General features: G+C 37.5%; 21 protein-coding genes and 1 pseudogene. 12 read left to right on the forward strand and 10 right to left on the reverse strand.

All coding sequences use genetic code 11. The features are described 5' to 3' along the window. Positions 1-106: 106 nt before the first annotated feature. On the reverse strand, positions 107-670 hold the full coding sequence (gene maa, locus ABD814_RS02900) for a maltose O-acetyltransferase (RefSeq protein ID WP_344910161.1): 564 nt from the start codon (positions 668-670) through the stop codon (positions 107-109). Positions 671-1,037: 367 nt separating this feature from the next. On the opposite strand from maa, the gene ahpC reads away from it, so the two are divergent. The 3 genes from ahpC to ABD814_RS02915 all read left to right on the forward strand — a co-directional run bounded on the left by ahpC (position 1,038) and on the right by ABD814_RS02915 (position 4,480). Continuing rightward, a complete protein-coding gene (ahpC, locus tag ABD814_RS02905) occupies positions 1,038-1,604 on the forward strand; it encodes an alkyl hydroperoxide reductase subunit C (RefSeq protein ID WP_344910163.1) in 567 nt (188 codons plus the stop codon). A 14-nt stretch (positions 1,605-1,618) separates the two neighbouring features. After that, entirely contained in the window at positions 1,619-3,148 is a 1,530-nt protein-coding gene (gene ahpF, locus ABD814_RS02910; protein ID WP_344910165.1) for an alkyl hydroperoxide reductase subunit F, read from the forward strand. 150 nt (positions 3,149-3,298) lie between these two features. Beyond that, the gene (locus tag ABD814_RS02915) at positions 3,299-4,480 is read left to right on the forward strand and encodes a DUF4317 domain-containing protein (RefSeq protein WP_344910167.1); all 1,182 of its coding nucleotides are present in this window, start codon (positions 3,299-3,301) and stop codon (positions 4,478-4,480) included. 44 nt (positions 4,481-4,524) lie between these two features. Here the strand turns inward: ABD814_RS02915 and ald are convergent, their stop codons facing one another. The 4 genes from ald to nadC all read right to left on the reverse strand — a co-directional run bounded on the left by ald (position 4,525) and on the right by nadC (position 9,512). After that, on the reverse strand, positions 4,525-5,643 hold the full coding sequence (ald, locus tag ABD814_RS02920) for an alanine dehydrogenase (RefSeq protein ID WP_344910169.1): 1,119 nt from the start codon (positions 5,641-5,643) through the stop codon (positions 4,525-4,527). A gap of 220 nt (positions 5,644-5,863) precedes the next feature. Further along, positions 5,864-7,570: a DUF2207 domain-containing protein gene (locus ABD814_RS02925; RefSeq protein ID WP_344910171.1), complete on the reverse strand. Its 1,707-nt coding sequence runs from the start codon at positions 7,568-7,570 to the stop codon at positions 5,864-5,866. A 127-nt stretch (positions 7,571-7,697) separates the two neighbouring features. Then, complete coding sequence (nadA, locus tag ABD814_RS02930; RefSeq protein ID WP_344910173.1) at positions 7,698-8,657, reverse strand: quinolinate synthase NadA; 960 nt, start codon at positions 8,655-8,657, stop codon at positions 7,698-7,700. 18 nt (positions 8,658-8,675) lie between these two features. Beyond that, entirely contained in the window at positions 8,676-9,512 is an 837-nt protein-coding gene (gene nadC, locus ABD814_RS02935; protein ID WP_344910175.1) for a carboxylating nicotinate-nucleotide diphosphorylase, read from the reverse strand. 355 nt (positions 9,513-9,867) lie between these two features. Between nadC and ABD814_RS02940 the strand changes: the two genes are divergently transcribed. The 3 genes from ABD814_RS02940 to ABD814_RS02950 all read left to right on the forward strand — a co-directional run bounded on the left by ABD814_RS02940 (position 9,868) and on the right by ABD814_RS02950 (position 14,025). Continuing rightward, the gene (locus ABD814_RS02940; protein ID WP_344910177.1) at positions 9,868-10,953 is read left to right on the forward strand and encodes a glycoside hydrolase family 11 protein; all 1,086 of its coding nucleotides are present in this window, start codon (positions 9,868-9,870) and stop codon (positions 10,951-10,953) included. Between the two features lie 182 nt (positions 10,954-11,135). Further along, positions 11,136-12,377 carry a hemolysin family protein gene (locus tag ABD814_RS02945; protein WP_344910179.1) on the forward strand — a complete coding sequence of 414 codons (1,242 nt, stop codon included), beginning with the start codon at positions 11,136-11,138 and terminating at the stop codon, positions 12,375-12,377. 235 nt (positions 12,378-12,612) lie between these two features. Continuing rightward, positions 12,613-14,025, forward strand: a complete 1,413-nt coding sequence (locus ABD814_RS02950; protein WP_344910181.1) for an MATE family efflux transporter — start codon at positions 12,613-12,615, stop codon at positions 14,023-14,025. 48 nt (positions 14,026-14,073) lie between these two features. Here the strand turns inward: ABD814_RS02950 and ABD814_RS02955 are convergent, their stop codons facing one another. From ABD814_RS02955 to ABD814_RS02970, 4 genes are all read right to left on the reverse strand, one after another. Further along, a complete protein-coding gene (locus tag ABD814_RS02955; protein ID WP_425549048.1) occupies positions 14,074-14,658 on the reverse strand; it encodes a superoxide dismutase family protein in 585 nt (194 codons plus the stop codon). 170 nt (positions 14,659-14,828) lie between these two features. Further along, positions 14,829-16,547 carry a methyl-accepting chemotaxis protein gene (locus ABD814_RS02960; protein WP_344910183.1) on the reverse strand — a complete coding sequence of 573 codons (1,719 nt, stop codon included), beginning with the start codon at positions 16,545-16,547 and terminating at the stop codon, positions 14,829-14,831. A gap of 207 nt (positions 16,548-16,754) precedes the next feature. Beyond that, positions 16,755-17,588, reverse strand: a complete 834-nt coding sequence (locus tag ABD814_RS02965) for an aldo/keto reductase (protein ID WP_344910185.1) — start codon at positions 17,586-17,588, stop codon at positions 16,755-16,757. A gap of 647 nt (positions 17,589-18,235) precedes the next feature. Next, positions 18,236-19,102: an ROK family protein gene (locus tag ABD814_RS02970; RefSeq protein ID WP_344910186.1), complete on the reverse strand. Its 867-nt coding sequence runs from the start codon at positions 19,100-19,102 to the stop codon at positions 18,236-18,238. A gap of 390 nt (positions 19,103-19,492) precedes the next feature. Between ABD814_RS02970 and ABD814_RS02975 the strand changes: the two genes are divergently transcribed. From ABD814_RS02975 to ABD814_RS03000, 6 genes and pseudogenes are all read left to right on the forward strand, one after another. Beyond that, on the forward strand, positions 19,493-20,473 hold the full coding sequence (locus ABD814_RS02975; RefSeq protein WP_344910188.1) for a glycyl radical enzyme family protein: 981 nt from the start codon (positions 19,493-19,495) through the stop codon (positions 20,471-20,473). Positions 20,474-20,567: 94 nt separating this feature from the next. Further along, a complete protein-coding gene (locus ABD814_RS02980; protein ID WP_344910190.1) occupies positions 20,568-21,206 on the forward strand; it encodes an NUMOD3 domain-containing DNA-binding protein in 639 nt (212 codons plus the stop codon). 222 nt (positions 21,207-21,428) lie between these two features. Next, positions 21,429-22,925: pseudogene (locus ABD814_RS02985) on the forward strand (glycyl radical enzyme family protein); the annotation flags it as partial. 75 nt (positions 22,926-23,000) lie between these two features. After that, on the forward strand, positions 23,001-23,393 hold the full coding sequence (locus ABD814_RS02990) for a DUF4430 domain-containing protein (RefSeq protein ID WP_344910195.1): 393 nt from the start codon (positions 23,001-23,003) through the stop codon (positions 23,391-23,393). A 31-nt stretch (positions 23,394-23,424) separates the two neighbouring features. Continuing rightward, the gene (locus ABD814_RS02995) at positions 23,425-23,901 is read left to right on the forward strand and encodes an ECF transporter S component (protein WP_486303627.1); all 477 of its coding nucleotides are present in this window, start codon (positions 23,425-23,427) and stop codon (positions 23,899-23,901) included. A 149-nt stretch (positions 23,902-24,050) separates the two neighbouring features. After that, positions 24,051-24,359, forward strand: coding sequence for a DUF378 domain-containing protein (locus ABD814_RS03000; RefSeq protein ID WP_344910199.1), 309 nt, complete (start codon positions 24,051-24,053; stop codon positions 24,357-24,359). A gap of 84 nt (positions 24,360-24,443) precedes the next feature. Here the strand turns inward: ABD814_RS03000 and ABD814_RS03005 are convergent, their stop codons facing one another. After that, a complete protein-coding gene (locus ABD814_RS03005; RefSeq protein WP_344910201.1) occupies positions 24,444-25,550 on the reverse strand; it encodes an NADH-dependent flavin oxidoreductase in 1,107 nt (368 codons plus the stop codon). Positions 25,551-25,737: the final 187 nt, after the last annotated feature.

Raw genomic sequence — 25,737 nt, forward strand, 5'->3', positions numbered from 1 at the left:
CTACAGCTACTACTGCCTTCACTGTTCGGGACTTTCACCCTAGAGTCTGCACCCATGCTGGGCACACAACAAAATCCCTAAGCTAGATTGCTTAGGGATTTTTCATTTAAAGCTGATCAATTTTTTTAATAATGCGTGCTGGGTTGCCACCAACGACAACATTATCTGGCACATCTTTCGTTACAACAGCACCCGATGCAACAACGACATTATTCCCGATCGTTACACCTGGATTAACAACAGAACGCCCACCAAACCAGACGTTATCACCAATTGTGACAGGCTTACCGTATTCCCGTCCTGAATTTCTTGCTGTTGGCTCTAATGGATGTGTCGCTGTATAAATGTGTACACCTGGCGCCATCATACAATTCGCACCAATATTAACCTCACAAACATCTAAAATACAACAATCAAAATTAGCGAAAAAGTTTTCACCTACATGAATGTTATAGCCATAGTCACAACGAAATGTTGGCTCAATTCCAATCTCACCTTTAACCGATCCAAATAACTCCTTAAGCAATTCAGTTCTCTTAGTCATCTCTGCTTCTGTCGTATGATTATATAAACGCACAAGGCGACGAGCGTTCATTCGATCTTTAACCAATTCAGGATCAGCTGGATGATACATTTCTCCAGCAAGCATTAATTCTTTCTCTGTCCTCATCTAAACTCACTCCTTTAACATGCAACAATTTTTAATCAATTATAAGTTTAACAAAAGCAGACAACAAAGGATAGAAACTTAGTTATTCTAACACTTATTCTCATTAAACATTATCAAATATCATAGATTATTGATAATTTATTCAGTTATTTCTATAAAAAAGATTTATCCTAGTATAGAAAAACAGTAACTAGAAACAATACAACAGTAGGATTGTAAAGGTTATTTAAATTAAAATTTTTATACTTGACTTATAAAATAGATACTTTATAATAATGGATATCGAATTAGAATTATTATTGATTAACATTCTCTATTAAGAAGTTAATTCAGTCAATAATTCAAAATACTAAGGAGGAAAATTATTATGTCACTTATTGGTAAGGAAGTACAACCATTTACAGCACAAGCTTTCCAAAATGGAAAGGATTTCTTTGAGGTTACAGAAGCAGATTTAAAAGGAAAATGGAGCATTGTTGTCTTTTATCCAGCTGACTTCTCATTCGTATGTCCAACTGAATTAGAAGATGTTCAAAAGGAATACGCAGAACTACAAAAATTAGGTGTTGAAGTTTACTCTGTATCAACTGACACTCACTTTGTTCACAAGGCGTGGCATGAGCATTCACCAGCAATCAGTTCAATCGAATACATCATGATTGGTGATCCATCACAAACTATTACACGTCAATTCGATGTTCTTAATGAAGAATCTGGCTTAGCTGATCGCGGAACATTTATCATCGATCCTGATGGTGTGATCCAAGCAGTTGAAATTAACGCAGACGGAATTGGCCGTGATGCAAGTATCTTAATTAATAAAATTAAAGCAGCACAATATGTACGTGAAAATCCAGGCGAAGTATGCCCAGCTAAATGGGAAGAAGGCGGAGAAACACTTAAGCCAAGCCTAGATATTGTTGGTAAAATTTAAGGAGTCTGATAACTATGTTAGATAAAGAGATAAAGCAACAACTTGCCCAATATCTAGAACTATTAGAAAACGATATCGTCATCAAAGTAAGCGCAGGTGACGATAAAGTTTCTCAAGAAACACTTGAGCTTGTTAACGAAATTGCTGACATGTCTTCAATGATTTCTGTTGAAGAAACAACTTTAGAGCGGACACCAAGTTTTAGTATCAATCGTAAAGGTGAGGCGGATAGTGGAGTTACTTTTGCAGGTATTCCACTTGGCCATGAATTTACATCTTTAGTATTGGCACTTTTACAAGTAAGTGGTCGTGCACCTAAAGTTGAAGAAAATATAATCGAACAAATCAAGAAGATTGACGGGGTATATAACTTCGTCACATATGTTAGTTTAACTTGTCAAAACTGTCCAGATGTTGTGCAAGCATTAAACTTAATGAGTGTCATCAATCCAAATATTTCACATACGATGGTTGAAGGCTCTGCTTTCAAAGAAGAAGTCGAGCGTGAAAATATTCTAGCTGTTCCTTCTGTTTATATGAACGGCGAATTCATGGCTAGTGGCCGGATGACAATTGAAGATATTCTTAATAAGTTAGGTAGCGGGATCGATCCTGCTGAACTCAATGAAAAAGACCCATTTGATGTCCTCGTGATTGGAGGAGGACCTGGTGGAGCGAGTGCAGCAATTTATGCTGCGCGTAAAGGAATTCGAACAGGTATTGTGGCTGACGTCTTTGGCGGTCAAGTTATGGATACTCTAGGAATCGAAAACTTCATTGGAACTAAGTATACTGAAGGACCTAAATTGATGGCTGAAATTGAAGAGCATGTAAATGAATATAACATTGATGTTATGAAAGGCCTTCGCGCAAAACACATTGAAAAGAAAGATCTATTCCATATTGAGCTTGACAATGGAGCAGTCCTACAAAGTAAAACAATTATTCTTGCAACTGGGGCTCGCTGGAGAAACATTGGCGTACCAGGCGAACAGGAATACAAAAATAAAGGTGTTGCTTTCTGTACCCACTGTGACGCACCATTATTTGAAGGTAAACACGTTGCTGTTGTTGGTGGCGGAAACTCAGGTATTGAGTCAGCGTTAGACTTAGCCGGTATTGTTAATCACGTCACTGTATTTGAATTTATGTCAGAGCTTAAAGCTGATGCAGTGCTTCAAGAACGTTTACGTAGTTTACCAAATGTCGACGTTATTTTAAACGCACAGACAACTGCAATTACTGGTGATGAAACTGTTAAAGGGATTTCTTATATTGATCGTGAGACAAATGAAGAGAAGCATGTTGAATTACAAGGTGCATTCATTCAAATCGGTCTTGCTCCTAACACAGAGTGGTTGGGTGACACTGTCGAGAAAAACCAAATTGGTGAAATTGTAATCGACAAGAGTGGTCAAACAAATATTCCAGGTATTTTCGCAGCCGGTGACTGTACAGACACACCATACAAACAAATTATCGTTTCAATGGGTGCAGGCGCTACAGCAGCACTCGGAGCATTTGATTACTTACTACGAAACTAAAATAAAACATGAGCATCGCGATGATGCTCATGTTTTTATTTTATACTTGATATTTCATCAGCCAATTATAATTGATTTTTTTATTAAAAATTTCCTTGCCTTATTCCAAGTGAAATGTGATAACATCATATCAGGTAGGGGGAGAATAAAATGAACAAAAAAGACATTGCTGAGCTTCGCAGACAATTTAAAAAGAATAATGAATTATTAACGATTGATGAGATTTTTAATGTTTATATTATGAAAGAGTCGAGTGAAATTTATCACCAACAGAGCCAACCATTTGAAATGCTAGGTACAGATGAACAGGAACTTTTCCTGACAAACTTCAGAAAAGTTTTAACAGGAACGGTTGATGAGAAATTATTTGAACTTAAATTTCAATCAGACGTTGAAGATTCAAGTCAATTGATTTTACATGAAGCACTGATCACCGATGATCAAGATCATTGGAAAGCCCAAATGATTCGTCTAGTTGAAAAAATGCTTCTAACTAAACAATATGAAATGGATGTCGTGATCACTTTTATTAAAGGAGCATATTCTAAACCCGTTAAACGAGAGAGTTCTGAAGATGAGGAGAGCCGCTATAACAAACTCCATTCACACACATTTATTTTATCAAGTATGAACCAAACCCAGGAGCCAAAGAAAGAATTGCATTTTGATTACATTGAAAAGCAATTTAAGTATAACTTAATTGTTGACCCTGTCATTAATCTCCAAAAACCAATTGGCGGATTTTTATTTCCATCTTTTACTGATAATGCGGCAGATGTGAATCGAATCCTTTATTCTGCACCAAAGGCAAACGAACCAGATGAAGCTTTTATTGAAGATGTACTTAATGCAGAAGAGTCGATTACTGCCAAAGAAGACAAAATTATTTTTGAAGAAGTCGTTCGAGATGCGATTGGACATGAATTAAACACAGGAACACTCGCAAATATCTATCAAGAAGTTAATCGTGTCGTTGAAGAGGACGAGGAAGATGCGGCAAGATTGGACTATAAAGATGTCGAGAGTATTTTAAAGCATAGTGGCATTGAGGATGTCAATTCGGAAAAACTAGCAACAGCTTTTAGCAATGTGATTGACGATACTCAGTATGAATTGAAAGCAAAAAATATCGTGCCTAAATATAATACAAAATCGATTAAAATTAACACGAAAGTTGCGAACATTGCAGTCAGCCCTGAGGATTTGCATTATGTCAGACAGATCCACTTTAGCGGAAAACGCTACTTAATGATTGAAGTTGAAGAGGAAACGATTATTGACGGATTTACTATGATCCCAGAACTTTTCGGTCATAAAGCAGAAGAAAATTAACCATAACAAAAACCGCATGAACCTTTCATGCGGTTTTTGAGTCCTTATTTTGAAACAAGTTTGGCAAAATCTCTGTATTCCATATTGAGCGCTTCTGCCACACCTTTATTTGTGACATAACCACCATAAGTGTTTACACCAGTGTAAACCATGTTACTATTCTCAGCAGCGGCAACCACACCATTGTTCGCGATTTCAATCGCATGTGGAACAGTCACATTCGTCAACGCAGTAGTTGACGTCTTCGGTACAGCACCCGGCATATTAGGGACAGCATAATGAATGACACCATGCTTCGTATAAATTGGATCTTCATGCGTTGTCGTTCGATCCTCCGTCTCAAAAATACCGCCTTGATCAACAGCAATATCGACAATGACTGATCCTGGTTCCATCGTTTTAACCATTTCTTCAGTCACTAGAGTAGGTGCTTTTGATCCTGGAATTAATACAGCACCAACAACAATATCAGCATTTTTAATCGAATCAGCGATATTCACTTCATTCGACATCAATGTAATAATGCTATTTCCATATACTTCTTCAATTTGTTGCAATACTTCCGGTTTAACATCTAAAATTGTGACGTGCGCACCTAACCCCAGTGCAATCTGCAAGGCATTTTGTCCAGAAATGCCGCCACCGATAATGACGACTTTTCCGTTTTTAACACCTGGGACGCCTCCAATTAACTTACCTTTACCACCTTGAGGACTTTGTAAATAGAATGAAGCAATTTGAACAGAAATTCGTCCAGCAATTGCACTCATCGGCATTAATAATGGTAAATCATCGTTTGGTCCAACCATTGTTTCATAAGCAACAGCTGTGACCCCTGCTTTCACCATCGCTTCGGCCAGTGCCGGCTCATTTGCCAAATGAAAATAGGCAAAAATGATTAGCCCTTCTCTAAAATATTTGAACTCACTTTCTTGCGGTTCTTTAACTTTCATGATCATGTCTGCAGCCCAAACATCTTCTGCATTTTCTAAAATAGTGGCTCCAGCTTCAATATATTGTTCATCTGTGATGTCTGCTACAATCCCTGCTCCCGCTTCTATATAGACATCATGACCCTGTTGCACTAGTAACTCTGCACCAGTTTCAGTAATCGCCACTCGGCTTTCGTTTGCTTTAACTTCCTTTGGTATTCCTATTTTCATCTTCGTTTCTCCTTCTTTCTTAGATGGAATAACTGCATCTGAAATCTTAGAATAAAAGTGATCATTATGTTTTCTATAGTAACATTTAAATACCAATCATACCAGTATAAAAACTAAGCACACACTTTCTCTCGACAATAACACCTTTATTATTCCCTTTATCAAAAAATAAATCTATGCTTTTTATCACAATCAATCGATAGGGTCCCTTGGTTAATATCTAGCGTACACCGCCACCACCACCGCCAAAAGAACCTCCTCCACCACCGAAACTCGTCGTTCCACCTCCACCTGATGAACGTTGGTGGCTTGTGACAGCACGATCATAGCCAGAAGAAAATCCACTTGAATAGAGACTTAACCAATATATATTCGTAAAGGTAAAATGATGATTGGTGAAATCGATTTGATCAATTGCTTCTATTTGTTCCGCAATCGGCTCGACTAAATTAAATAAACTCGCCCAAATGATAACGTCCTCAGATAGGCTGAGTTGCTTAAGCTCAAACTCATCCAATAAAAGCAGTTCATTTAAGTAGTTTTCAAATTGCACAAGTCGGTTATATAACTCCTCGCCTTTGAACGTCGCCTTCAGCGCTTTTGCTCTAAAATTACCTAAAAAGTATACCTCTTCTTCATTTAAATAATTTTCTTTAAGCAAAAATTGCTTCGATTCGTACGGTAAACTTGCTTCAATTTCAGTAATCTGATCATAATTTTCCTCTGCCCAACTCGTTAATTGTTTAGCATCTACCTCACCATGTCGATCAGCTGCTGATAAGAGCATCTGATAGAATTGAGCTTCTAAAGTTGACTCATCACCCAATGTCCGTACATTTAACTTGATGATCTCCTCTTGATTCGAGTGATCTTTAATTTGAGTAATCTGACCATCTCTGAGCCACTTTAATAAAAATCCATTAAAATAGGCTTCTAGTTCACCTTTTCCTTGCTCCTGAAGGAAATATGCAACATCCGCTATGTCTTCTACCGGATAAGGTATTTGGTGATAAGTTTTCCCTTCGTTAAGTAGTTCTCTTTTAGATCCAGTTATGAGTGGATCAGCTGCTTCAATTGCTTTCCTACGTCTTGTAACATAGAAACCACTAAAAAATGCGGTTATGATCGCAAGACCTGCAATAACAATACCCAAATACATTGCAATCTGATCACTATCTGACCTTCCTTGATCCAGGTAATTACTACTTTCCATCGCTTTCGCTTCTTGTTCAGCTATCGTTTCACCCCAAGTAAGCGCAGGGCTAAAAGGCTGATCTAAAAACTGCATAAATATTGTGATGTAGTCACGCTCAGTTAGGGCTTGATTAGACCAACCGATTAACTGGCCATCTTCTAAATATACTTCACCATCATAACCAAAGCTCCAAATCTTTGTTTGCTCTTGATCAAATGGCACAGCACCACTAATTGTGATCGTCACTTCTTCTGGCGGAACATTGTTACGTCCATTAAAAAAACGCCACAGTAGGCTTTGACCATCTTCAAGCTGTCGAACCATTCCACTAAGTGTGTAACTAATGGTAAATTCATGGTCACCATATTCACCAATGCCCCAAGTTAACTCATACCCTTCATCTGTTGAGATTAAACCATATTTTCCAATCTTCTCTTCTCGACTCGCATGAATATCCCATTGATCTTGATAAGTAAATGACTCACCAAAATCACTGACATGAACATCCGTTATTTCTGAACCTTCTAAATCACTAAAGACGAGGTAAACTTCAGTTCCTTCCGTTAAATGCATTTGTCTCGTCTCTGTCACGATTCCTGAACCATCAGATTGTAATTCAATTGAATAATCTATTGATGACATCGAATTCGCTTCTAAGTCTTGACTAAATAAGAAGAAACCAAATAAAGCAATTGCTATTACCGAAATTATTTTAACTTGATTTTTAAACATTTAATCAGCCCCAACCTTTTGTCATTTCCTTTATTATACTGGAAAAATTAATTGAAAAGTGGATTTTGAAGAAGATCGTTAAAAAAAGCCACTTTAATTGAAAACAATTAAAGTGGTATCTAGTGAATTATCCAATTGCAATCATTCGGTCAATTGCACATTTTGCTTTATTAGCTGTCTTTTCCGGTACAGAAATGACATGTGTATTATTTCTTAATGAGTTTAAAACTTTCTCTAGGGTAATCATTTTCATGAATGGACAGACAGCCTCGGGATTAGCTGCAATAAATTGTTTATTAGGGTTTTGTTTTTCCATTTGATGAATAATGCCTACTTCCGTTGCAACGATAAACTGCTCAGCATTTGATTTTTTTGAGTAGTCTAACATTTGACCCGTTGATAAAATATGTGTCTTATCTTTAGGTAGGATACCTTCAGATTTTAAATACATACTAGGTGTTGAACATCCGCATTCTGGATGAATAAGCAGATCTGCTTGATCATAATTTGTAAAAGTATCAGCAACTTGATCCGGTCTAATTCCAGCATGAACATGACATTCCCCTAGCCATATATGAATATTTTCCCGACCCGTTTCTCTTTTTACAAATTCACCTAAAAACATATCTGGCAAAAATAAAATCTCTTGATCTTCTGGAATTGAGTTAACGATTGCCACAGCATTAGACGATGTGCAACAATAATCACTTTCCGCCTTCACCTCTGCAGATGTATTAACGTACGAAACAACAACTGCATCTGGGTGGTCCTTTTTCCACTCACGAAGCTGTTCAGCAGTGATTGAATCAGCGAGTGAGCAACCTGCCTCTAAATCAGGTAGTAAGACAGTTTTTTCTGGATTTAAAATCGCTGCAGTCTCTGCCATAAAATGAACACCACAAAAAACAATCACATCAGCTTGTGTATTTAGTGCAGCTCTGGCAAGCGCTAAAGAGTCACCTAACACATCAGCAATATCCTGAATTTCAGGAATCTGATAATTATGTGCTAAAAGTATTGCATTTCTTTTTTTCTTTAACTCATTTATTTGTTCTACAATAGAGCTCTTTTTATCGGTTACAATCATGATTGAAACTCCCCCTTATTAATCGATTAATAGATTTGCGCTAATGTCCAACGACTGATACGAGTGGGTTAAAAACCCAAGAGAAATATAATCAACACCTGTGTCACGATAAGAAGCTAGATCACTTAACAGAATCCCCCCTGATGCTTCTGTCACAATCCCATTTGGAACTAGTTTAATAAATTGCCTAATCTGGTCTGGGTGACAATTATCAAACATAATGACATCTACCTGTGCCTCGACAGCCTCAATAACCTGTGCCATCGTTTCAGTTTCTACCTCAATTTTAATCATATGACCTGCCCGTTTTCTCACCTGCTCAACCGCTTGTTTAATTGAGCCTGCCCATTCAATATGATTATCTTTAATCATCACACCGTCATATAAACCGAAACGATGATTAAATCCACCGCCACAGCGAACCGCATATTTTTCTAACATTCTTAAGCCTGGTGTTGTTTTTCTCGTATCACAAATTCTAGTTTCTGAACAATTCAACTCTTGAACTGCTTGATTAGTTAATGTTGCTACCCCACTCATACGCTGGATTAAATTTAAGATAACCCGTTCTCCTTTTAGTAGATCGAGAACACTTCCTTTAACTACCGCCAGAATATCTCCCTGTTTTACTTGTGCACCATCTGATACATTTAAATGAATATCAATTGATTTATTTAGTAGAAGGAAACCAATCTTGATAATATCAACCCCAGAGAAAACACCTGCCTCTTTTGCCATCAGTACTAATTGGCCTTCCTTTTGTTTAGGGATAATAAAATTTGTCGTTTGATCACCTTCCCCTAAGTCTTCAAGAAAAAAGTTTTCCAGCATTCTTTTAAGTTTTATTTGATTCACAATAATTAGTCACGCCCTTAACTATTCATCTGTCTTGTCATCTATCTTTACATAGTTTCTGCTACAATTCAAGTCCTTTTATTATTTACAAACTATTGTATCAATCAGACAAAATCATACTTTTAGGCTATCACCATACTACCACTTATTTACTTTTTAAGGTTTTCTCTTTAATTCATAAGTGTTTTTTCCGGTTTTTTTACTTTTTTAAACTTAAAAATAAGTTACAGTTGAATTGAGTAGTCATTGGAAACGTTTACAAAATAATTGGAGGTGAACTTGTTTAAAAAAGCTATTAATTGACTACTTACAGAAGCATCTGATCAAAACCCAAAAAAATGAGGAGGAAGACCATTTGAAACGAATCAAAAGATCATTGTTTGTCGGTATTTTGGCTTTTCTAGTGCTAGGAATATCAGCAGTAACTGTATATGCTGCAATTACAAGTAATGAAATTGGTACTCATGATGGCTATGACTATGAATTTTGGAAAGACGCTGGTGGTTCTGGAAGTATGACTCTTAATAGTGGTGGAAGTTTTAGTGCAAATTGGAGCAACGTTAACAACATCTTATTCCGTAAAGGAAAGAAATTTGATGAAACACAGACACACCAACAGATCGGTAACATGTCAATTGACTTTGGTGTTAATTATCAGCCACAAGGAAACTCTTATTTAACAGTTTATGGCTGGACAGTTGATCCACTTGTTGAATATTATATCGTCGACAGTTGGGGGAACTGGAGACCACCTGGAGCAAATGCAAAAGGAACAGTCTATGTCGATGGTGACACATACGATATTTATGAAACAACACGGGTTAACCAACCATCAATCATTGGCAATACAACATTCCAACAATACTGGAGCGTTAGAAGAAATAAACGGACAGAAGGAACGATTTCTGTCAGCGATCACTTTAATGCTTGGGAAAGCCATGGCATGCCAATGGGCAAAATGTATGAAGTGGCTTTAACAATCGAAGGCTACCAGAGCAGTGGTTCTGCCGACGTCTATCAAAACAACTTAAATATTGGTGGCGGTGGAAATGGTGGTGGCGGTGATCACGGAAACGGGCAAGTCACACGAATTGAAGCTGAATCAATGACACTATCAGGCACATATGCAGGAACAATTAGCTCACCATTTAGTGGTGTCGCCTTATATGCTAACAACGATTCTGTTAAATTCAATCAGTATTTTGCAAGTAACAATCATCGTTTTTCATTAAGAGGCGCGTCGAATAATAGTAATATGGCTCGTGTAGATTTAAAGATTGGTGGTCAAACACTCGGGACATTCTACTTCGGCGATCAATATCCAGCAGTTTACACGATTGATAACGTCTATCATGGAACTGGTAATCAAGAAGTTGAATTAATTGTTACCGCCGATGACGGTACTTGGGACGCCTATATTGATTATCTAGAAATTCACTAAAACAAGATCACATCTCAGTATGAAAGTTTCATGCTGAGATGTTTTTTATCTGTTTATTTGTTCATATAAATAACTAATAAATTCACCTTAAATTAACTATAATAGTTCCCTATTCGAATTCGTTAGTGTATAATAAAAATAATTAACTATATTTTATTGGCAACAATAAGGAGGAAGTTTTCGTGATCATTGCGATCATCTTTTTATTATTCGCTTCTTTTTTCTTTTCTGGAAGCGAAACAGCTCTTACGTCAACAAATCGAATCAAATTGCAGTCTAAGATTAAGAATGGCGATAAAAAATCGGAAAAGTTGCTCCATTTAGTTTCTCGTCCAAACGAGTTTATTACGGGGATTCTAATTGGAAATAACATTGCTAATATTATTCTGCCTGCTCTAGTAACTACAATCGCAATTGAGCAAGGCTATAGCGTTGGGATTGCAACTGCAATTCTAACTGTTGTGATCATCCTTACTGCTGAGATTATTCCGAAATCTATTGCAGCTGCTTTTCCTGAAAAAATTTCATATGCCGTTTTTCCCTTTATCAATGTGATTCTTTTCATCTTGAAGCCAATTACGTTTTTGATTAATAAACTGACAAGTTTCATCACAAAAGTTTTATCAAAAAATACACCTGAGAATATCTCTGTGTCTAAAGAAGAATTACGTGCGATAATTGATATTGCAGATGCAGAAGGAATGCTAGAACGGGATGAGTCAAACCGAATTAAGGGTGTGCTAGACTTTCATAATCTGAATATTAAAGATGTCTTAAAAACACCAAGAATTGAAATTGTTGCTATTCCTAACACATCAGATTATAACGACGTAAAAGAAGTTATATTACAAAACCCTTTCTCTAGATATCCAGTTTACGATGAAGGTATTGATAATATTATCGGGGTGCTTCATGCGAAAGACTTTATTCATTGGTCCCTCATCCCTGAAAAGCCACTAGTAGAGGTCATTGATACAGAACCTCTAATTGCTTATGAATTTCACTCAATTCAGCGGGTGTTTAGGCAAATGACTAAAGAGAAGAAACATATGGCGATTGTACTCGATGAGTATGGTGGAACTGAAGGAATCATCACTCACGAGGATATTATTGAGACGATGATTGGTCTTGAGATTGAAGATGAAACCGACTTAGAAAGTGGTTTGTTAATTGAAAAATTAACAGAAACAGAAATTATCTGCGATGGAAAAATCACACTCCACCACTTAAATTCTATTTTTGGTACAGATATTCCCGAAGAAGACGATGTACTGGCCGCTTATTTACTAAAAACATTAAATAATATACCGAAAAAAAATGAAGTGATCGAGGTTGATGAGTTAACATTTAAAGTATTAAATGTTAACGGGAGGACGATCGAAAAAGTACAAATTATTAAACAAATACCTGAAACTGAAGAGTAATCGAATCAAGTTAACCGATAAGATTACATAATCAATCATTTAAGGTAAATGAATTTTTATAACTTAATAACGGCTACGAGCTGTAACCCCCACTTAGATAAATCAAATCTGATTAAACTATCTATAGTGGGGTTATTTAAATCAATGAGCGTTAAGATGATCTTGGTTTACCCCAAGATCATCTTTTTATCATGATAAATACAAAACATTCTATTTTAAACAGTGAGGTGTAATTATGGGTAAAGATATGACGTCAGGAAATCCTTTAAAATTAATTTTGTTTTTTGCTTTTCCTATGTTGATTGGAAACGTCTTTCAACAATTTTATAATATGGCAGATACACTAATTGTAAGTCAAACACTCGGTATGAATGCCTTAGCGGCCGTCGGATCAACCGGAAGTGTAAACTTTTTAATACTTGGTCTTGCAATTGGTATTACCGCTGGATTATCTGTTATTACCGCCCAACGATTTGGGCGAAAAGACATTGATGGCTTGAGAAGAAGTCTTGGTTCTAGTTTAATTATTATTATCATTGCTAGCGCAATATTAACTTATTTTGCAACAACAAACACAAGAGAAATTTTAGAATTAATGCAAACACCACCTGAAATTATTGATCAAGCATATGACTATTTAGTCGTGATCTTCGGTGGTATTGGTATCACGGTGGTGTTCAATTACCTTTCTAACATATTGAGAGCGATTGGCGATAGCCGAACACCATTAATCTTCTTAATTATTGCATCAATTTTAAACGTGATCTTAGACTATACATTCATTTTAGTCTTTAATATGAATGTTGAAGGTGCGGGTTATGCAACAGTGATTTCACAAATTGTCGCAACGATTCTTTGTTTAGTCTATATTAAACGACGTGTGCCGATTTTGAGAATTTATAAAAAAGATTGGACATTAGATTGGGCTGAGTATAAAGAACACTTGCGCATCGGACTTCCATTCGGTTTCCAATATTCAATTATTGCCTTTGGAACGATTGCCGTTCAAATTACATTAAACCGACTAGGCGCTGTATCTGTTGCAGCTTACACTGCCTCATCAAAAATTGATCAGCTCCTAACGATGCCTCTTCAAACAATTGGTGTTGCAATCTCAACTTATGTTGCTCAAAACTTTGGAGCTGGCAAATTTGATCGAATCAAACAAGGGGTTCGAGCAATTGTAAAAATTACTTTAGTGTATAGCGTATCCATTGGCCTCATTCTCTGGTTCTTCGGACGAACGTTGGCGACAATGTTTGTCGATGGAAATAATGAGGCTGTATTAAGCTTAGCAGAGCAGTTTTTTAGAATTCAAGCTCCATTTTATTCATTCTTAGCTCTCGTGTTCGTCCTTAGATTGGCATTACAAGGGCTTGGCAATAGTTTTGCACCAACACTTGCTGGTGCAATGGAGCTAGTTGCTCGTATTTTTGGTGCAATTATTCTCTCTAAGTTATTCGGTTTCAGTGGAGCAATCATGTCGAACCCACTTGCTTGGATTAGTGCCGTTCTTATCTTAGTTCCAACCTACTTCTCAACGGAACGATTAATTACAAATGAGCCAAGCCCACTTGCAAGAAGATTCGCTTTTGGCTCAAAAGAAGTGGTTCGAACAGTTCAATTAGAAGAAAGCAAACAGCCCTAAAAAAAAGCAGATTTGGTAATCAAATCTGCTTTTTATTTGTAATTTTCACTACTCGCCAATCACACCACATGCAATGCGTGCACCTGCATTTCCTGCTGGCTGTGAGATATAGTCATCTGGATCGGCATGAATCACTAATGATGTTCCTTCATCAGTAAATAATGTATTTTGACCATCAGGATTTAGCGTGACTAGCGGAGCCTCTACTTCCACAGAGACCGTGCCATCTTCTGTTACTGTTATATTTTCAAGATCACCAGCGTGTGGCCCTTCTGGATGGTCAAAACCGTGTTTACTATTTGTCGGATTATAGTGGGATCCTGCTGATTCAAAATCTGGTGGCACACAAGCGCCACGATCGTGAATATGAAAACCATGCACACCAGGCGGTAGGTTATCACCCACTAATTTAATCTTCACACCACCAGTTTTTTGCTCGCTCAGAGTAGCTGTTGCAACTTGCATACCCTCTTGATTAATAAGCGTGACGACAACGTCATCTACAGTTGCACCTACTTCAACAGCTTCTTGCTCTAATTCTGTATCACCTTCACGATCACCTGTAAGCTGACAGCCGCTTAAAAACATCAGTGCCAGTGCGCAGATGAACAACCATTTGACTGCTCGTTTCAAGAAGATCACTCCCTTCACTCATGTATTTTTTTCACTACTAGTCTAGTCAAGCTGAACATTACTTAATCAATTTTTTTCAAAATAAAAATGAAATTGGTCTCCAATTGATGCAAACCAATTTCATTTTGTTTCGTAACTTTAAGATTAGAGCTGTTTACCATTTGATTCAATCATATTTTAAACTGCTCAACAAAATTACTGAGAGCTTGGCTCGATTCAAATAATGTTTGTGCCCTACTTGCGATTTGCTCCATCGTACTCGATGTTTGTTCAACTGATGACGTCGTTTCTTCAACGCCCGCTGCTGACTGTTGTGATATTGAGGCAATTTCTTGAACAGCCTGATTGACAGAGCCAGAATCTCGACTGAGAATTGCTAAATTAGAAATGACCGACTTCACATTGTCTGTCATCGTTCCAATTGCTTGTTCAATCGCATTAAAGTGAACACCAGTTAATTTAATATCTTCCGTTCCCTGACGCACTTCATCATAACTTTGCTTCAGCGCCAATGAAACAGCCTTCGTCTCCGTCTGATTATCCTGAACAATCGCCGTAATCTCACTGACCGAATCATTCACCTCTTCAGCCAATTTACGTACCTCATTCGCCACTACGTTAAAACCTAAACCATGCTCTCCAGCACGGGCTGCTTCAATCGACGCATTTAACGCCAATAAATTCGTCTGTTCCGAAATATCTCTAATGACAGAAATCAGCTTCGTAATTTGTGTCGCTTGACGATCAAGTCCTTCCAATTGAACGATGACATTTTGCACAATTTGATCAATCACATTCATTTGTTCAACGGATTTTTTCATGAAAAATTGTCCCTGATCTGTTTCCGCTTGCACACTCGTTAGCGAGCCCTGAATCGTTTCATTAGTCTGATCGATATCAGCAATTTTTTCAACAAAAGTAGTCATCATGTTAGCTAGCTGATAAGCAACAGTTGCCTGTGTTTCTGACCCTGAAGCAACCTCTTCCATTGTGGCAGCGATCTGTTGTGTACCTGACTTAACGTCTTCTGCCGATTGATTTAACTGCTCACTTTGACGATCAACAACACCAGACGTTTGTTTAATCGACTCAGTCATCTGTCTTAATTGTAAACGCATTTGGTTAATCGTTTGATTGAGTCGACCAATCTCATCATTTCCTTGCAAATGATTGCTTGTTTCAGTTAGATCACCCGTTGCAATTCGCTCACTTGCTCTAACGACTTTTTGTAGTCGGTTAGAAACGTGGCGACTAATAATCAAGACTAAAACAACAGCAATCACAATCGCAACAAACATACTAACTAATAAAATGAGTTGCGCAAAAACTTGGCTCTGATTAGCATTTTCAAGTGCAAGATCCCGATCCGCTACAATTAAATCGCGTAAATTTTCTAACTGAGAAATCGTCTCTTCTGTTAATTGAATATATCGATTACTATGTAGTCGCATCACAAATTCCCGATTGCCACTAACCGTCATAAATTCCTGATAAAGCATTTCAGTCAATTGCTCATTTAACGACGTGATTGTAGTTAAATGAGCAGTTTGCTGTTCACTCGTCATTTGTCCAGTCAATTTGTCAATCTGCTCAACAATCTCATGGTCCTTCGCATCAACATCATCTATGTAATTTTGACTTCCGAACTGAGCGTATCCCATCACAGATAACGCTTTTGACTGAATCAGGTCATTTAATTCATTAACCAGAAGTGCACGATCAGAATCCCGATTAAGGATCTCCATATCTTGATTTGTTTGATGAATTGCTCTTGAGACTAAGGTTGTTGCTGTAATTAACAAGATAAAAATCACAATTAAAATTAGACCGTATTTCCATGCAATGGATAGACGGCTTAAATTAAATCGGTTCCAGTTCTTTTTCTTCATCTTTCCCAGTCCCCCTTAACAAAAAAAGCACTACCTAACAGTAGTGTTCAAAAATAATCGTGAAAAGCAATCACATTTCCTTATTAGTAGACTAGCAAAGGAAGATGAAGTTTTAGTTAACGAATTGTAAATTTAACGTTAACAATAGGTAAATAGACTTAGTCAAAAAATACCCCTGATTACCTCATTCGATAATCAGGGGCGGTTTTAAAATGAATCTAAGCTAACTGTATCAGGATCCGTTCCCAAACGATTGCCACAATTTAAGCGCTCGATTTTCTCCATATCTTCATGAGATAATTCAAAGTCAAAAATATCAGCATTTTCCTTTTGTCGATCCGAATGAACGGATTTAGGGATTGTAATAATATCATTTTGATAATCCCAACGAATCATAATTTGTGCAGCTGTCTTATGATATTTCTGAGCTAACTCTTGGAGCACAGGATGATCAAGATAAGTTGCCTTACCAATCGGTGACCATGCCTCAACCGCAATACCGTGCTCCTTGCAATAGTTCCTCACTTCAACTTGGGAAAGCTGTGGATGCAATTCAATTTGGTTAATCATCGGTTTAATCGTTGCATCTTTCATTAAATCATCTAAATGATGTGGGTGAAAATTACTGACACCAATTGCACGCACCCGTTTATCACGGTAAATTTTTTCGAGCGCCTTCCACGTGTCCTTATACATACCAGGAATCGGCCAGTGGACAAGATAGAGATCCACATAATCCAGATTTAATCGTTTTAAACTCCGGTCAAAAGCGGCTAATGTCTCCTCATAGCCCTGTTCATCATTCCACACTTTTGTTGTAACAAAAATTTCTTCTCGAGGGATACCGCTATCCGCAATCGCTCGTCCAACACCTTCTTCATTTTTGTAAGTCGAGGCGGTGTCAATGTGACGATAGCCGATCTCAAGTGCGGAAATTACAGCATCATAAACTGACTCACCATCATCAATTTTAAAAACTCCTAATCCGATAACAGGTATTTCTACTCCATTGCTTAGCGTTCTTGTCGTTGTTAAACTCATGAATTAGACATCTCCTTTGTTCTTATTTACTCAACTTTCGTAGTTATATTTTTAGCCTATACTTAAATCAATTAAGAGCGGCATTCCTTTTCAGTATAGTACTTGACTTAATGACTTAATCAGGGGATAAAACACGTTTAATTGTGTTGGTGCTAGACCCGTGATCTGCACTCTGGGTGGACGCGTTCCGATCACTTGATTTGACTTTCTTATTTACGTATAGCATCAAAATATCATCTGTAAATAAGCGTGTTTTACTGCTATATGAACTTATCTTTTTTAGTAAGAACAGCCAACCTAAGTGGAGATAAGCAACGGGTGAGACTTCTGCAGGAATAGGATGAGCTGAAGATCCACTTTTGATATTTTTGGAATGTTAGACTAAGTTCGCCACGTCCGTGTGGCAACGTCTAACTGACCCACATCCTGTGCGCCCGAAGCCATCCCTGCGAAAAGCGAACCCGTTGCTTTTCGGAACGAATAAACGCTCGAACTAAGGAACAGTAATTCTATTTCCTATGTGTACAAGTAAAGTCAATATGGACATTGAACAACTTGTCTCCCCTACCACATCAAGGTTTACTTGCACATTTTAACCTGCGAAAGTTGAGTTATTTATAAAAAATAACCGTGACTAAATGATTCGATCAATCCATTACCAAATACAGTGCCCCTTTGATTCCCGCTTCATCTGTTAACCCCGGCGCAACAATATATTGATCAATTTGATCAGCTGTTAAGTAAGGTGAGCTCACATAGCCATTTAACATTTCAAGGACATACTTACGGATCAATGGGAAAAGTTGTTTCTGCTTCATCACCCCACCACCTAAAATAATCCGTTCAGGTGAGAGTACATAAATAAACGTCATTAGGGCTTGCGCTAAATAAAAGGCCTCCATTTCCCAAACCTCAGCAACATCGACCAACTGATCACCCTTTCTGCCCCAACGTTTTTCAATCGCTGGTCCAGCTGCAAGACCTTCTAAACAATCACCATGTGACGGACACGTTCCTTGATAACGGTCATCAGGATGTCGTGGCACTTTAATATGCCCGATTTCAGGATGTGACAAACCATTTAACGTTTGCCCTCGGTAATAAAAGCCGCCACCAATCCCCGTACCTACCGTAATATATAAGCAAGAATCAACATCCGTTGCATTGCCAAATTTCGCTTCAGACATTGCCGCAACATTCACATCTGTATCAATCACAACAGGTACCGAAAGTTTTTCTTGCAAAACCGCACCTAAAGGGTAATCAACCCAAGCCGTTTTTGGCGTCTTTTGAAGCTGACCATACGTTGGACTTTTTTGATTCAAATCGATCGGTCCAAATGCACCTAAACCAAGTTTTTTAATCCCTTTATCCTTAAAATAAGCAACAATTTTTGGAATGGTTTGATCCGGACGTTCTGTTGGAATCGTCAATTTATCTAATATATCACCCTCTTGATTACCGACTGCTAACACAAATTTAGTTCCACCTGCTTCAATTGCTCCTAACAACATAAAAAAACTCCTTTCTAAATCAGCTGTTCTAACTCAGTTATTTTAAGATTTTTCATTTGCTTAAATTTTAACACATTTCTTCAAGTTATCTCACTTTATTCGAAAATATCAGCTATAATATAATCAGCACCTCGCTTACTTTTCCCCGACTTTAGAATCATCTCCTTTAATTTCTAAATAATTATCAGGCAAAATTATAGAATTCTGCTAGTTAATCTGCTATGATTGAAACTCATGCTTAATTGTTATAATATCAATATGTAGTATTTTATATTTTTTATCATTTCCATATGTTGATTTTTAATGAGTGATCATGTATTATACTTAATAGTATATTAAGTATAATACAGCGTTTACATCTACTATGGAAATATGTAAAGGAGAGGTCTTATGTTAATTGAATACGTTACCGATGGTTTTATCGAAAAAGAGGTAAACAAGAATCCAAACCCTCTAACTGAAGTTGGTAGCTTTGTCTATACTAGAACCTATTCTAGATGGAAAGCAACAAGAGGTAGACGAGAGTATTGGCACGAAACAGTTCAACGCGCAGTCAACTATAACATGACTTTAGCAAGCGACCATTTAATTAAAATTGGACTCGAGCCAGACTACCGAGCACTTCAACAAGAAGCAGAACGCATTTTCTTAAGTATTTACAACACGAAACAATTCCCTTCCGGCCGGACATTATGGCTAGGTGGTGGGAACGATGTGATCAACGAAAAATTCACTCTCGGTAATTTTAACTGTTCATTTACAAACGTGAAAGATTGGAAGGACTTATCTGAAGTATTCTACTTATTATTAGTTGGAACAGGTATTGGGATTAAATCAACACTAAAAATGGCAAGAAGAATGCCTAAAATTAGAACGAACGTGGAAGTACTCCACTCACAATATCGACCAGTTCGACCGGAAGAGCGCTTAGAGCATTCTAAACTTGTTGAAATTGGTAATGGTTTTGCGAAAATTTATATCGGTGACTCGAAAGAAGGTTGGGTAGAGTCATTAGAATTATATTTAGATGTACTAACAAAAGCTGAGTTTAAGCATATCCATACGATTAAATTTAGTTATAACTCAGTTCGACCAAAAGGTGAAAGGTTAAAAACATTTGGTGGAACGGCATCAGGACATGAGCCATTGAAGGAAATGTTCGAGGGCTTTTCAAAAGTACTTAAGAATGAAATTGATGATAGTTTAGACCCGATCGAAACGGATGAAGATGGTTTTGGTCAAGTTCGACCGATTCATATTTTAGATATGGCAAACTTAATTGGCGCAAACGTTGTTGTTGGTGGTAAACAGTCTAATGCCTCCAACTTTAAAAAACATTCCTCTAATTCGGTGAAACTCTTAGTGGCATAAGACAATACCGAGCGAAGTTGAGAAAATAAATAATATTAGTGGACAGCAGAAATATGCATTATAATGTATTTATAGCATATGGAGGTGTTCGTTAATGTTCTATGTATATGAATGGTTCATAAATGATACTCTAGAAGTTTTTTATGTAGGTAAAGGTACTGGCAAGAGAAGATTTGAGACGCACAACAGAAACAGATGGTTTAACAATATATTTAATAAATATGATTGTTCCGTCAGGGTGGTTCACTCATATCTTACTAACAATGAAGCTTGTCGGTTAGAATCAGAGAGAATTGCTTACTGGAAAGCAAAAGGAAAAGCTAAATGTAATTTCACTAACGGTGGAACAGGTTTTTCAACCGGTAAACTAAACCCGATTCACAAGAGAATTAAACATGGCGAAGAGAATTACTTTTCTAAACACAAATTCACAGGTAAAAACAACCATATGACTGGAAAGAAACACACTGAAGCAACAAAGAAAAAAATATCCCAGTCGAGAGTTGGTAAAGGTGGACAGAAAGGTAAGGATAATCCAATGTATGGAAATGGGTTTAGAGGTAAAGATAACCCAATGTATGGGTTGAGAGGTTTAAAACACCACAATAGTAAATGTTACAAAATGATTTACACAGATGGAATTATTGATTATATGCATTCCAAAGGCTGTGAAATGAAATTTGGCATTGCTTTTACAAGAATCAGGCATACTTACTTACAAAAAGAAATCTAAAAATGACATATACACAGGAACAATTATTGAACTTTCTCAAAACGTGTAACGACTAGTCGAAAGACGTACACTACAAGCGATTGGTAGTGGAAACGGGGAACTCACTTTAGAAGTGATGAAGATATAGTCTGATCTCATAGGTGACTATGAGCAGTATCTTAAGATACGGGGTGGGTATTAGCGAACTCACTTGAACAATAAAGGTACTTGGTTAGACGTACCGCAGAAATTTTCTTATCGGACTCAGATGATATTGAAGTTTTACTTGCTAAGTATGGCATTAACGGGTTCTGGACACAGGAACACTTCGATCAACATGAAGTTGTGAAAACATCATTAATCAAAAATGGTATTAAACTGCCAAAATGGTTTGAAGACCTTTCAATTAAACAACACGCTGTCTCTTATGCTGACGGTAAAAATATGAAATATTTTGATGATGAAGAAGCTGCGATAGCTTTTGCGAAAGAAGTTGGTGGCTACCACATGTATCCGGTGCGTGAACCACGACTAAATATTGACCACCGCCGAATGAGTAATAACTCAGTTGCTTTCACAAAAGAACCGGAAAAAGAACGCCTAGACCTACAATTTGAATTATTAAAAGGTGAAGGTGAGCCGGCATTTGTTAACCTTGAAGAAGCTGCAAGACGCGTGTTAAAACAACTTGGTGATACGAATCCAACACGAAATAGACTTGAATACATCATGGAAGAAATCGGACTTAATCCATGTGTTGAAATCATTTTATTTAGTAAAAACGTGTGTAACTTAACAACAGTTAACGTCACTGCATTTGTTAATGAAAATGGTGAATTAGACGAAGCTGGTCTCCTGCAAGCTCAAAGAGACTCTGCTCGAATCGGCTTAAGAATGACCCTTGCAAATCTCGAGCTAGAAAATTGGGACAGAGTACAAAAACGGGATCGTCTACTCGGTACATCATTAACCGGTTGGAAGGATGCAGTTTCACTACTTGGTTACACTGAAGAGCAAGAAGAAGAATTACAAAGAAAGCTTCACCATGCATCCCGTAGTGAAGCAGACAAATATGCGAAAGAATTACGAATTAATGCACCGTTATTAGTTACAGCAGTTAAACCAGAGGGTACGTTAAGTCAAGTTGCGCGTAACCCAATTACAGATTCACCTGTTTCAAGTGGATTACACTGGTCACACTCTCCATACTATATCCGACGCATTCGAGTTAATGAATCTGATCCATTAGCAAAAGTTGCCCTAGACTTAGGCTGGACGGTAAATCCAGAAGTTGGCACAGAAGGCAATACACACGAAGAACGTTTAGCAAATGCAAAAACACTTGTGATTGATTTCCCAGTTGCTTCTGGAGCTGATAAAACAAAAGATGACATTTCTGTTGATGAGCAATTCGATAACTACTTCAGCTTCCAAAATCACTACACGGAGCATAACACGTCGAATACGATCACAGTTAAGCCTGATGAGTGGGAGCGTGCAGCGGAAAGAGTTCAACAAGGATGGGATAACTTTGTTGGGGTGTCATTCTTAGCACATGATGGTGGAACGTATCAGCTTACACCATACGAAGCAATTACAAAAGAAGAGTATGAAGATCTGAAAGCAAAAATGATTCCATTCTCTGCCGAGTTATTGAAGCAATATGAAGTATCCGATAATCTCGAAGATGCAGACATTGGTAACGACGGCTGTACAACAGGAGCTTGTCCAGTTAGATAAATAATCATGATTCGTAGATGGTGTCAGTCAAATGGCACCATCTATAAAAAAGACTTTTTTAGGAGATGTATGAGCATGAAGTTAGTCAAATTCTTATTCGCGATGATCCTCACAGTTGGTGTCTTATTTGGTTGTGATTCAGCTGACGTTGATTCGAACAACTCAGCAACAGAACAAGCCGAGGTTCAAGTTGAAATTATCATTTCTGTTGAAAATGGTGAAGACATTATTGCTACAGAAGCATTAGCCATTGAATCAGGAAAAAATTTAATGGAAGTAATGGAAGAAAACTTTGACGTCGTTAATAATGAAGGATTTATTTCAGCAATAAATGGGATTGAGCCAGAAGATGGCGAGCCTTATGCCTGGTTTTACACGATTAACGGTGAACATGCCATGAGTGGTGCAGATGACTACATCATCGAAGACGGCGATGTGATCGAGTTTGATTTCCATAGCTGGGAGTAAAAGCAAAACACTAACCGTCCGTAGAATTACGATGCTATCGATGCTCGTCAGCATTGCTGTAATTGGCAGAATCTACATGACTTTCATCCCTAATGTTCAGCCTTTGACAACATTAATCATTATCACCGCTGTGCTAATGGGACGCTCCAACGGCGTTATTCTTGCAACGATTAGTATCATTGTCAGCAATTTGTATTTAGGATTTGGGACGTGGACATTTCCACAGATTATTTCCTTTTCATTAATCGCCCTAATTGCCGGTTGCTTTTACCGGTTTAAAGATAAAAAATATTTTATTTATTTATTAGCTGTGATCGGGGGATTAGCTGGTTACTTTCATGGTTTTATTATGTCGATTTTTGATTATATTATCTTCGGGAATTTTTGGGCATATTATCTCGCAGGAATTCCTTTTGATACGTACCATGCAATCGGAAATATTGTGATTACAATCATTCTCTACCATCCCGTTAAATCAACATTTGAAATGACAAAAGTCAGTTGCTAATTATTTCAAACACCACATCACGTGGTGTTTTTTTATGCCTTTTTCCACTCCTTTTCGACACTTCCACATATTGATTGTATGAAATTTTCATTAGAGCAAAAGATAAAGTTGATCCTATTTTGGATCCAGATGAGGAGGTGAACATCTCTATGCAAACGCTCAAACGCATTGCTTTAACATTAGTCATTATCGGAGCCATCAACTGGGGATTAATTGGTTTGTTCCAGTTTGATTTAGTTGCGGCTATTTTTGGCGGCCAAACGACTGGTTTATCACGTCTTATTTATACTTTAGTCGGAATCAGTGGAATCATCTGTTTATCATTTTTATTTGATCCACTCGAAGAAACCGAACGTGATCAACCAATCAATCCTCGAAGTGTCAATTATGGTGTCGAACTGGGTGAGGATTTTGACTATGAACGTGAAAAAACAAATTATGATGAGCGATTAAGATAACGTATTTTTGTTTTTTTCGCAGCTTTAATCATAAATACTCAGCTCCCCGTCTAAATAACCTTAGACGGGGACTCAATCAAAGGATTATTCGATCAAGCGCTCCGGCATCAATCCTTCCATGAATGACCAGACGCCATTGCCGAGTAACAACTCCTCACGATCATATTTGTTTATCTCTGTTCTGATTAATTCAGTTTTTTTGTCAAAAACTTTATCGACCCAATGTGGTTCGATCAATAATGCTCGACCAAGCGCGACTAGATCAGCTGTTGTTAACACTTCGTCCGCTTGTTGTTTGGAACGAATATCACCAACACCGATAAACGGTACACGTCCATTGATTGCTTGATAAATGTAATTGATCATCGGTTTTTCTTGATAAACCTCACTAACAGAGATCCGCTGATAATCATTGATTGAAATATGGAGATAATCAAGAGGCTTATCAGCTAATTGATCAATTAAATATAACGTATCATCCAGGCTAATTCCAGGTGTTTCAAATTCCTCAGGCGAAAAACGATAACCGACAATAAAATCTTTTTTACCTGATTGATCAACCGCACTTGTGACCGCATCAACTAAATCATTGATCAATTTAAAACGTTTTTCTCTACTACCGCCCCACTCATCTGTCCGACGATTCGAATGTGGTGAAAAAAATTGTTGAATTAAATACGTATTTGCGCCGTGGATTTCAACACCATCAAATCCAGCTTTTAACGCCCGAATCGTTGCTTGTTTAAAATCATCGATTAACGCAAGTATTTCATCAGGCAATAACTCTCTTGGTATCTCAGCAGCTGATCTTTCAGCAGCAACTGCACTTGCAGACACAGGTTGAACACCACGCAGGATTTTTGAATTCGTCATACGTCCTCCATGGAAAATTTGTAAAATGGCTCTCGTACCATTTTGCTTAATTGAGCCAGCTAACTTAGACAAGCCCGTAATATGACGATCATGATAAACACCCAGTTGACCTTCCCATGTCTTCCCGTTCGCTTGAACATTTGCCGCTCCGGTAATCACAGCACCAACTTCACCTGATCTTAGTGCATAGTATGCACATTCATCACTCGTGATTACACCGTCGAAAAAACTCATGCTCGTCGTCATTGGCGCCATCACGATTCGATTTTTTAAAGTTAACCCACGTTTAAATGTGATCGATTGTTTTAATTCAGCCATCCATATCGTCTCCTCTTTTCGTTAATAACAGCTTCTTAATGGGATGATAGTGAGGTCGGTCAAGGGATAGCTTTCTGCTATCTCAATTGACCGAAATTTTCACTATCTATATTTTTACAGCTATGAAGAGTAAAAATTCTTCGTGATAAATATCGAAAAAACGACCCCTTAATATTACATTAATGTT

Source organism: Amphibacillus indicireducens (assembly GCF_039539605.1).
Taxonomy (GTDB): Bacteria; Bacillota; Bacilli; order Bacillales; family Amphibacillaceae; genus Amphibacillus; species Amphibacillus indicireducens.

Coding starts and splice junctions, on each gene's coding strand:
- ABD814_RS02995 (WP_486303627.1), top strand. CDS start 23,425: ATGCTATCGATGCTCGTCAGCATTGCTGTAATTGGCAGAATCTACATG.
- ABD814_RS02950 (WP_344910181.1), top strand. CDS start 12,613: ATGGGTAAAGATATGACGTCAGGAAATCCTTTAAAATTAATTTTGTTT.
- ahpF (WP_344910165.1), top strand. CDS start 1,619: ATGTTAGATAAAGAGATAAAGCAACAACTTGCCCAATATCTAGAACTA.
- ABD814_RS02960 (WP_344910183.1), bottom strand. CDS start 16,547: ATGAAGAAAAAGAACTGGAACCGATTTAATTTAAGCCGTCTATCCATT.
- ABD814_RS03005 (WP_344910201.1), bottom strand. CDS start 25,550: ATGGCTGAATTAAAACAATCGATCACATTTAAACGTGGGTTAACTTTA.
- ABD814_RS02990 (WP_344910195.1), top strand. CDS start 23,001: ATGAAGTTAGTCAAATTCTTATTCGCGATGATCCTCACAGTTGGTGTC.
- ABD814_RS02980 (WP_344910190.1), top strand. CDS start 20,568: ATGTTCTATGTATATGAATGGTTCATAAATGATACTCTAGAAGTTTTT.
- nadA (WP_344910173.1), bottom strand. CDS start 8,657: ATGATTGTAACCGATAAAAAGAGCTCTATTGTAGAACAAATAAATGAG.
- ABD814_RS02925 (WP_344910171.1), bottom strand. CDS start 7,570: ATGTTTAAAAATCAAGTTAAAATAATTTCGGTAATAGCAATTGCTTTA.
- ABD814_RS02915 (WP_344910167.1), top strand. CDS start 3,299: ATGAACAAAAAAGACATTGCTGAGCTTCGCAGACAATTTAAAAAGAAT.
- ahpC (WP_344910163.1), top strand. CDS start 1,038: ATGTCACTTATTGGTAAGGAAGTACAACCATTTACAGCACAAGCTTTC.
- ABD814_RS02970 (WP_344910186.1), bottom strand. CDS start 19,102: ATGTTGTTAGGAGCAATTGAAGCAGGTGGAACTAAATTTGTGTTAGCA.
- ald (WP_344910169.1), bottom strand. CDS start 5,643: ATGAAAATAGGAATACCAAAGGAAGTTAAAGCAAACGAAAGCCGAGTG.
- ABD814_RS02975 (WP_344910188.1), top strand. CDS start 19,493: ATGTTAATTGAATACGTTACCGATGGTTTTATCGAAAAAGAGGTAAAC.
- maa (WP_344910161.1), bottom strand. CDS start 670: ATGAGGACAGAGAAAGAATTAATGCTTGCTGGAGAAATGTATCATCCA.
- ABD814_RS02965 (WP_344910185.1), bottom strand. CDS start 17,588: ATGAGTTTAACAACGACAAGAACGCTAAGCAATGGAGTAGAAATACCT.
- ABD814_RS03000 (WP_344910199.1), top strand. CDS start 24,051: ATGCAAACGCTCAAACGCATTGCTTTAACATTAGTCATTATCGGAGCC.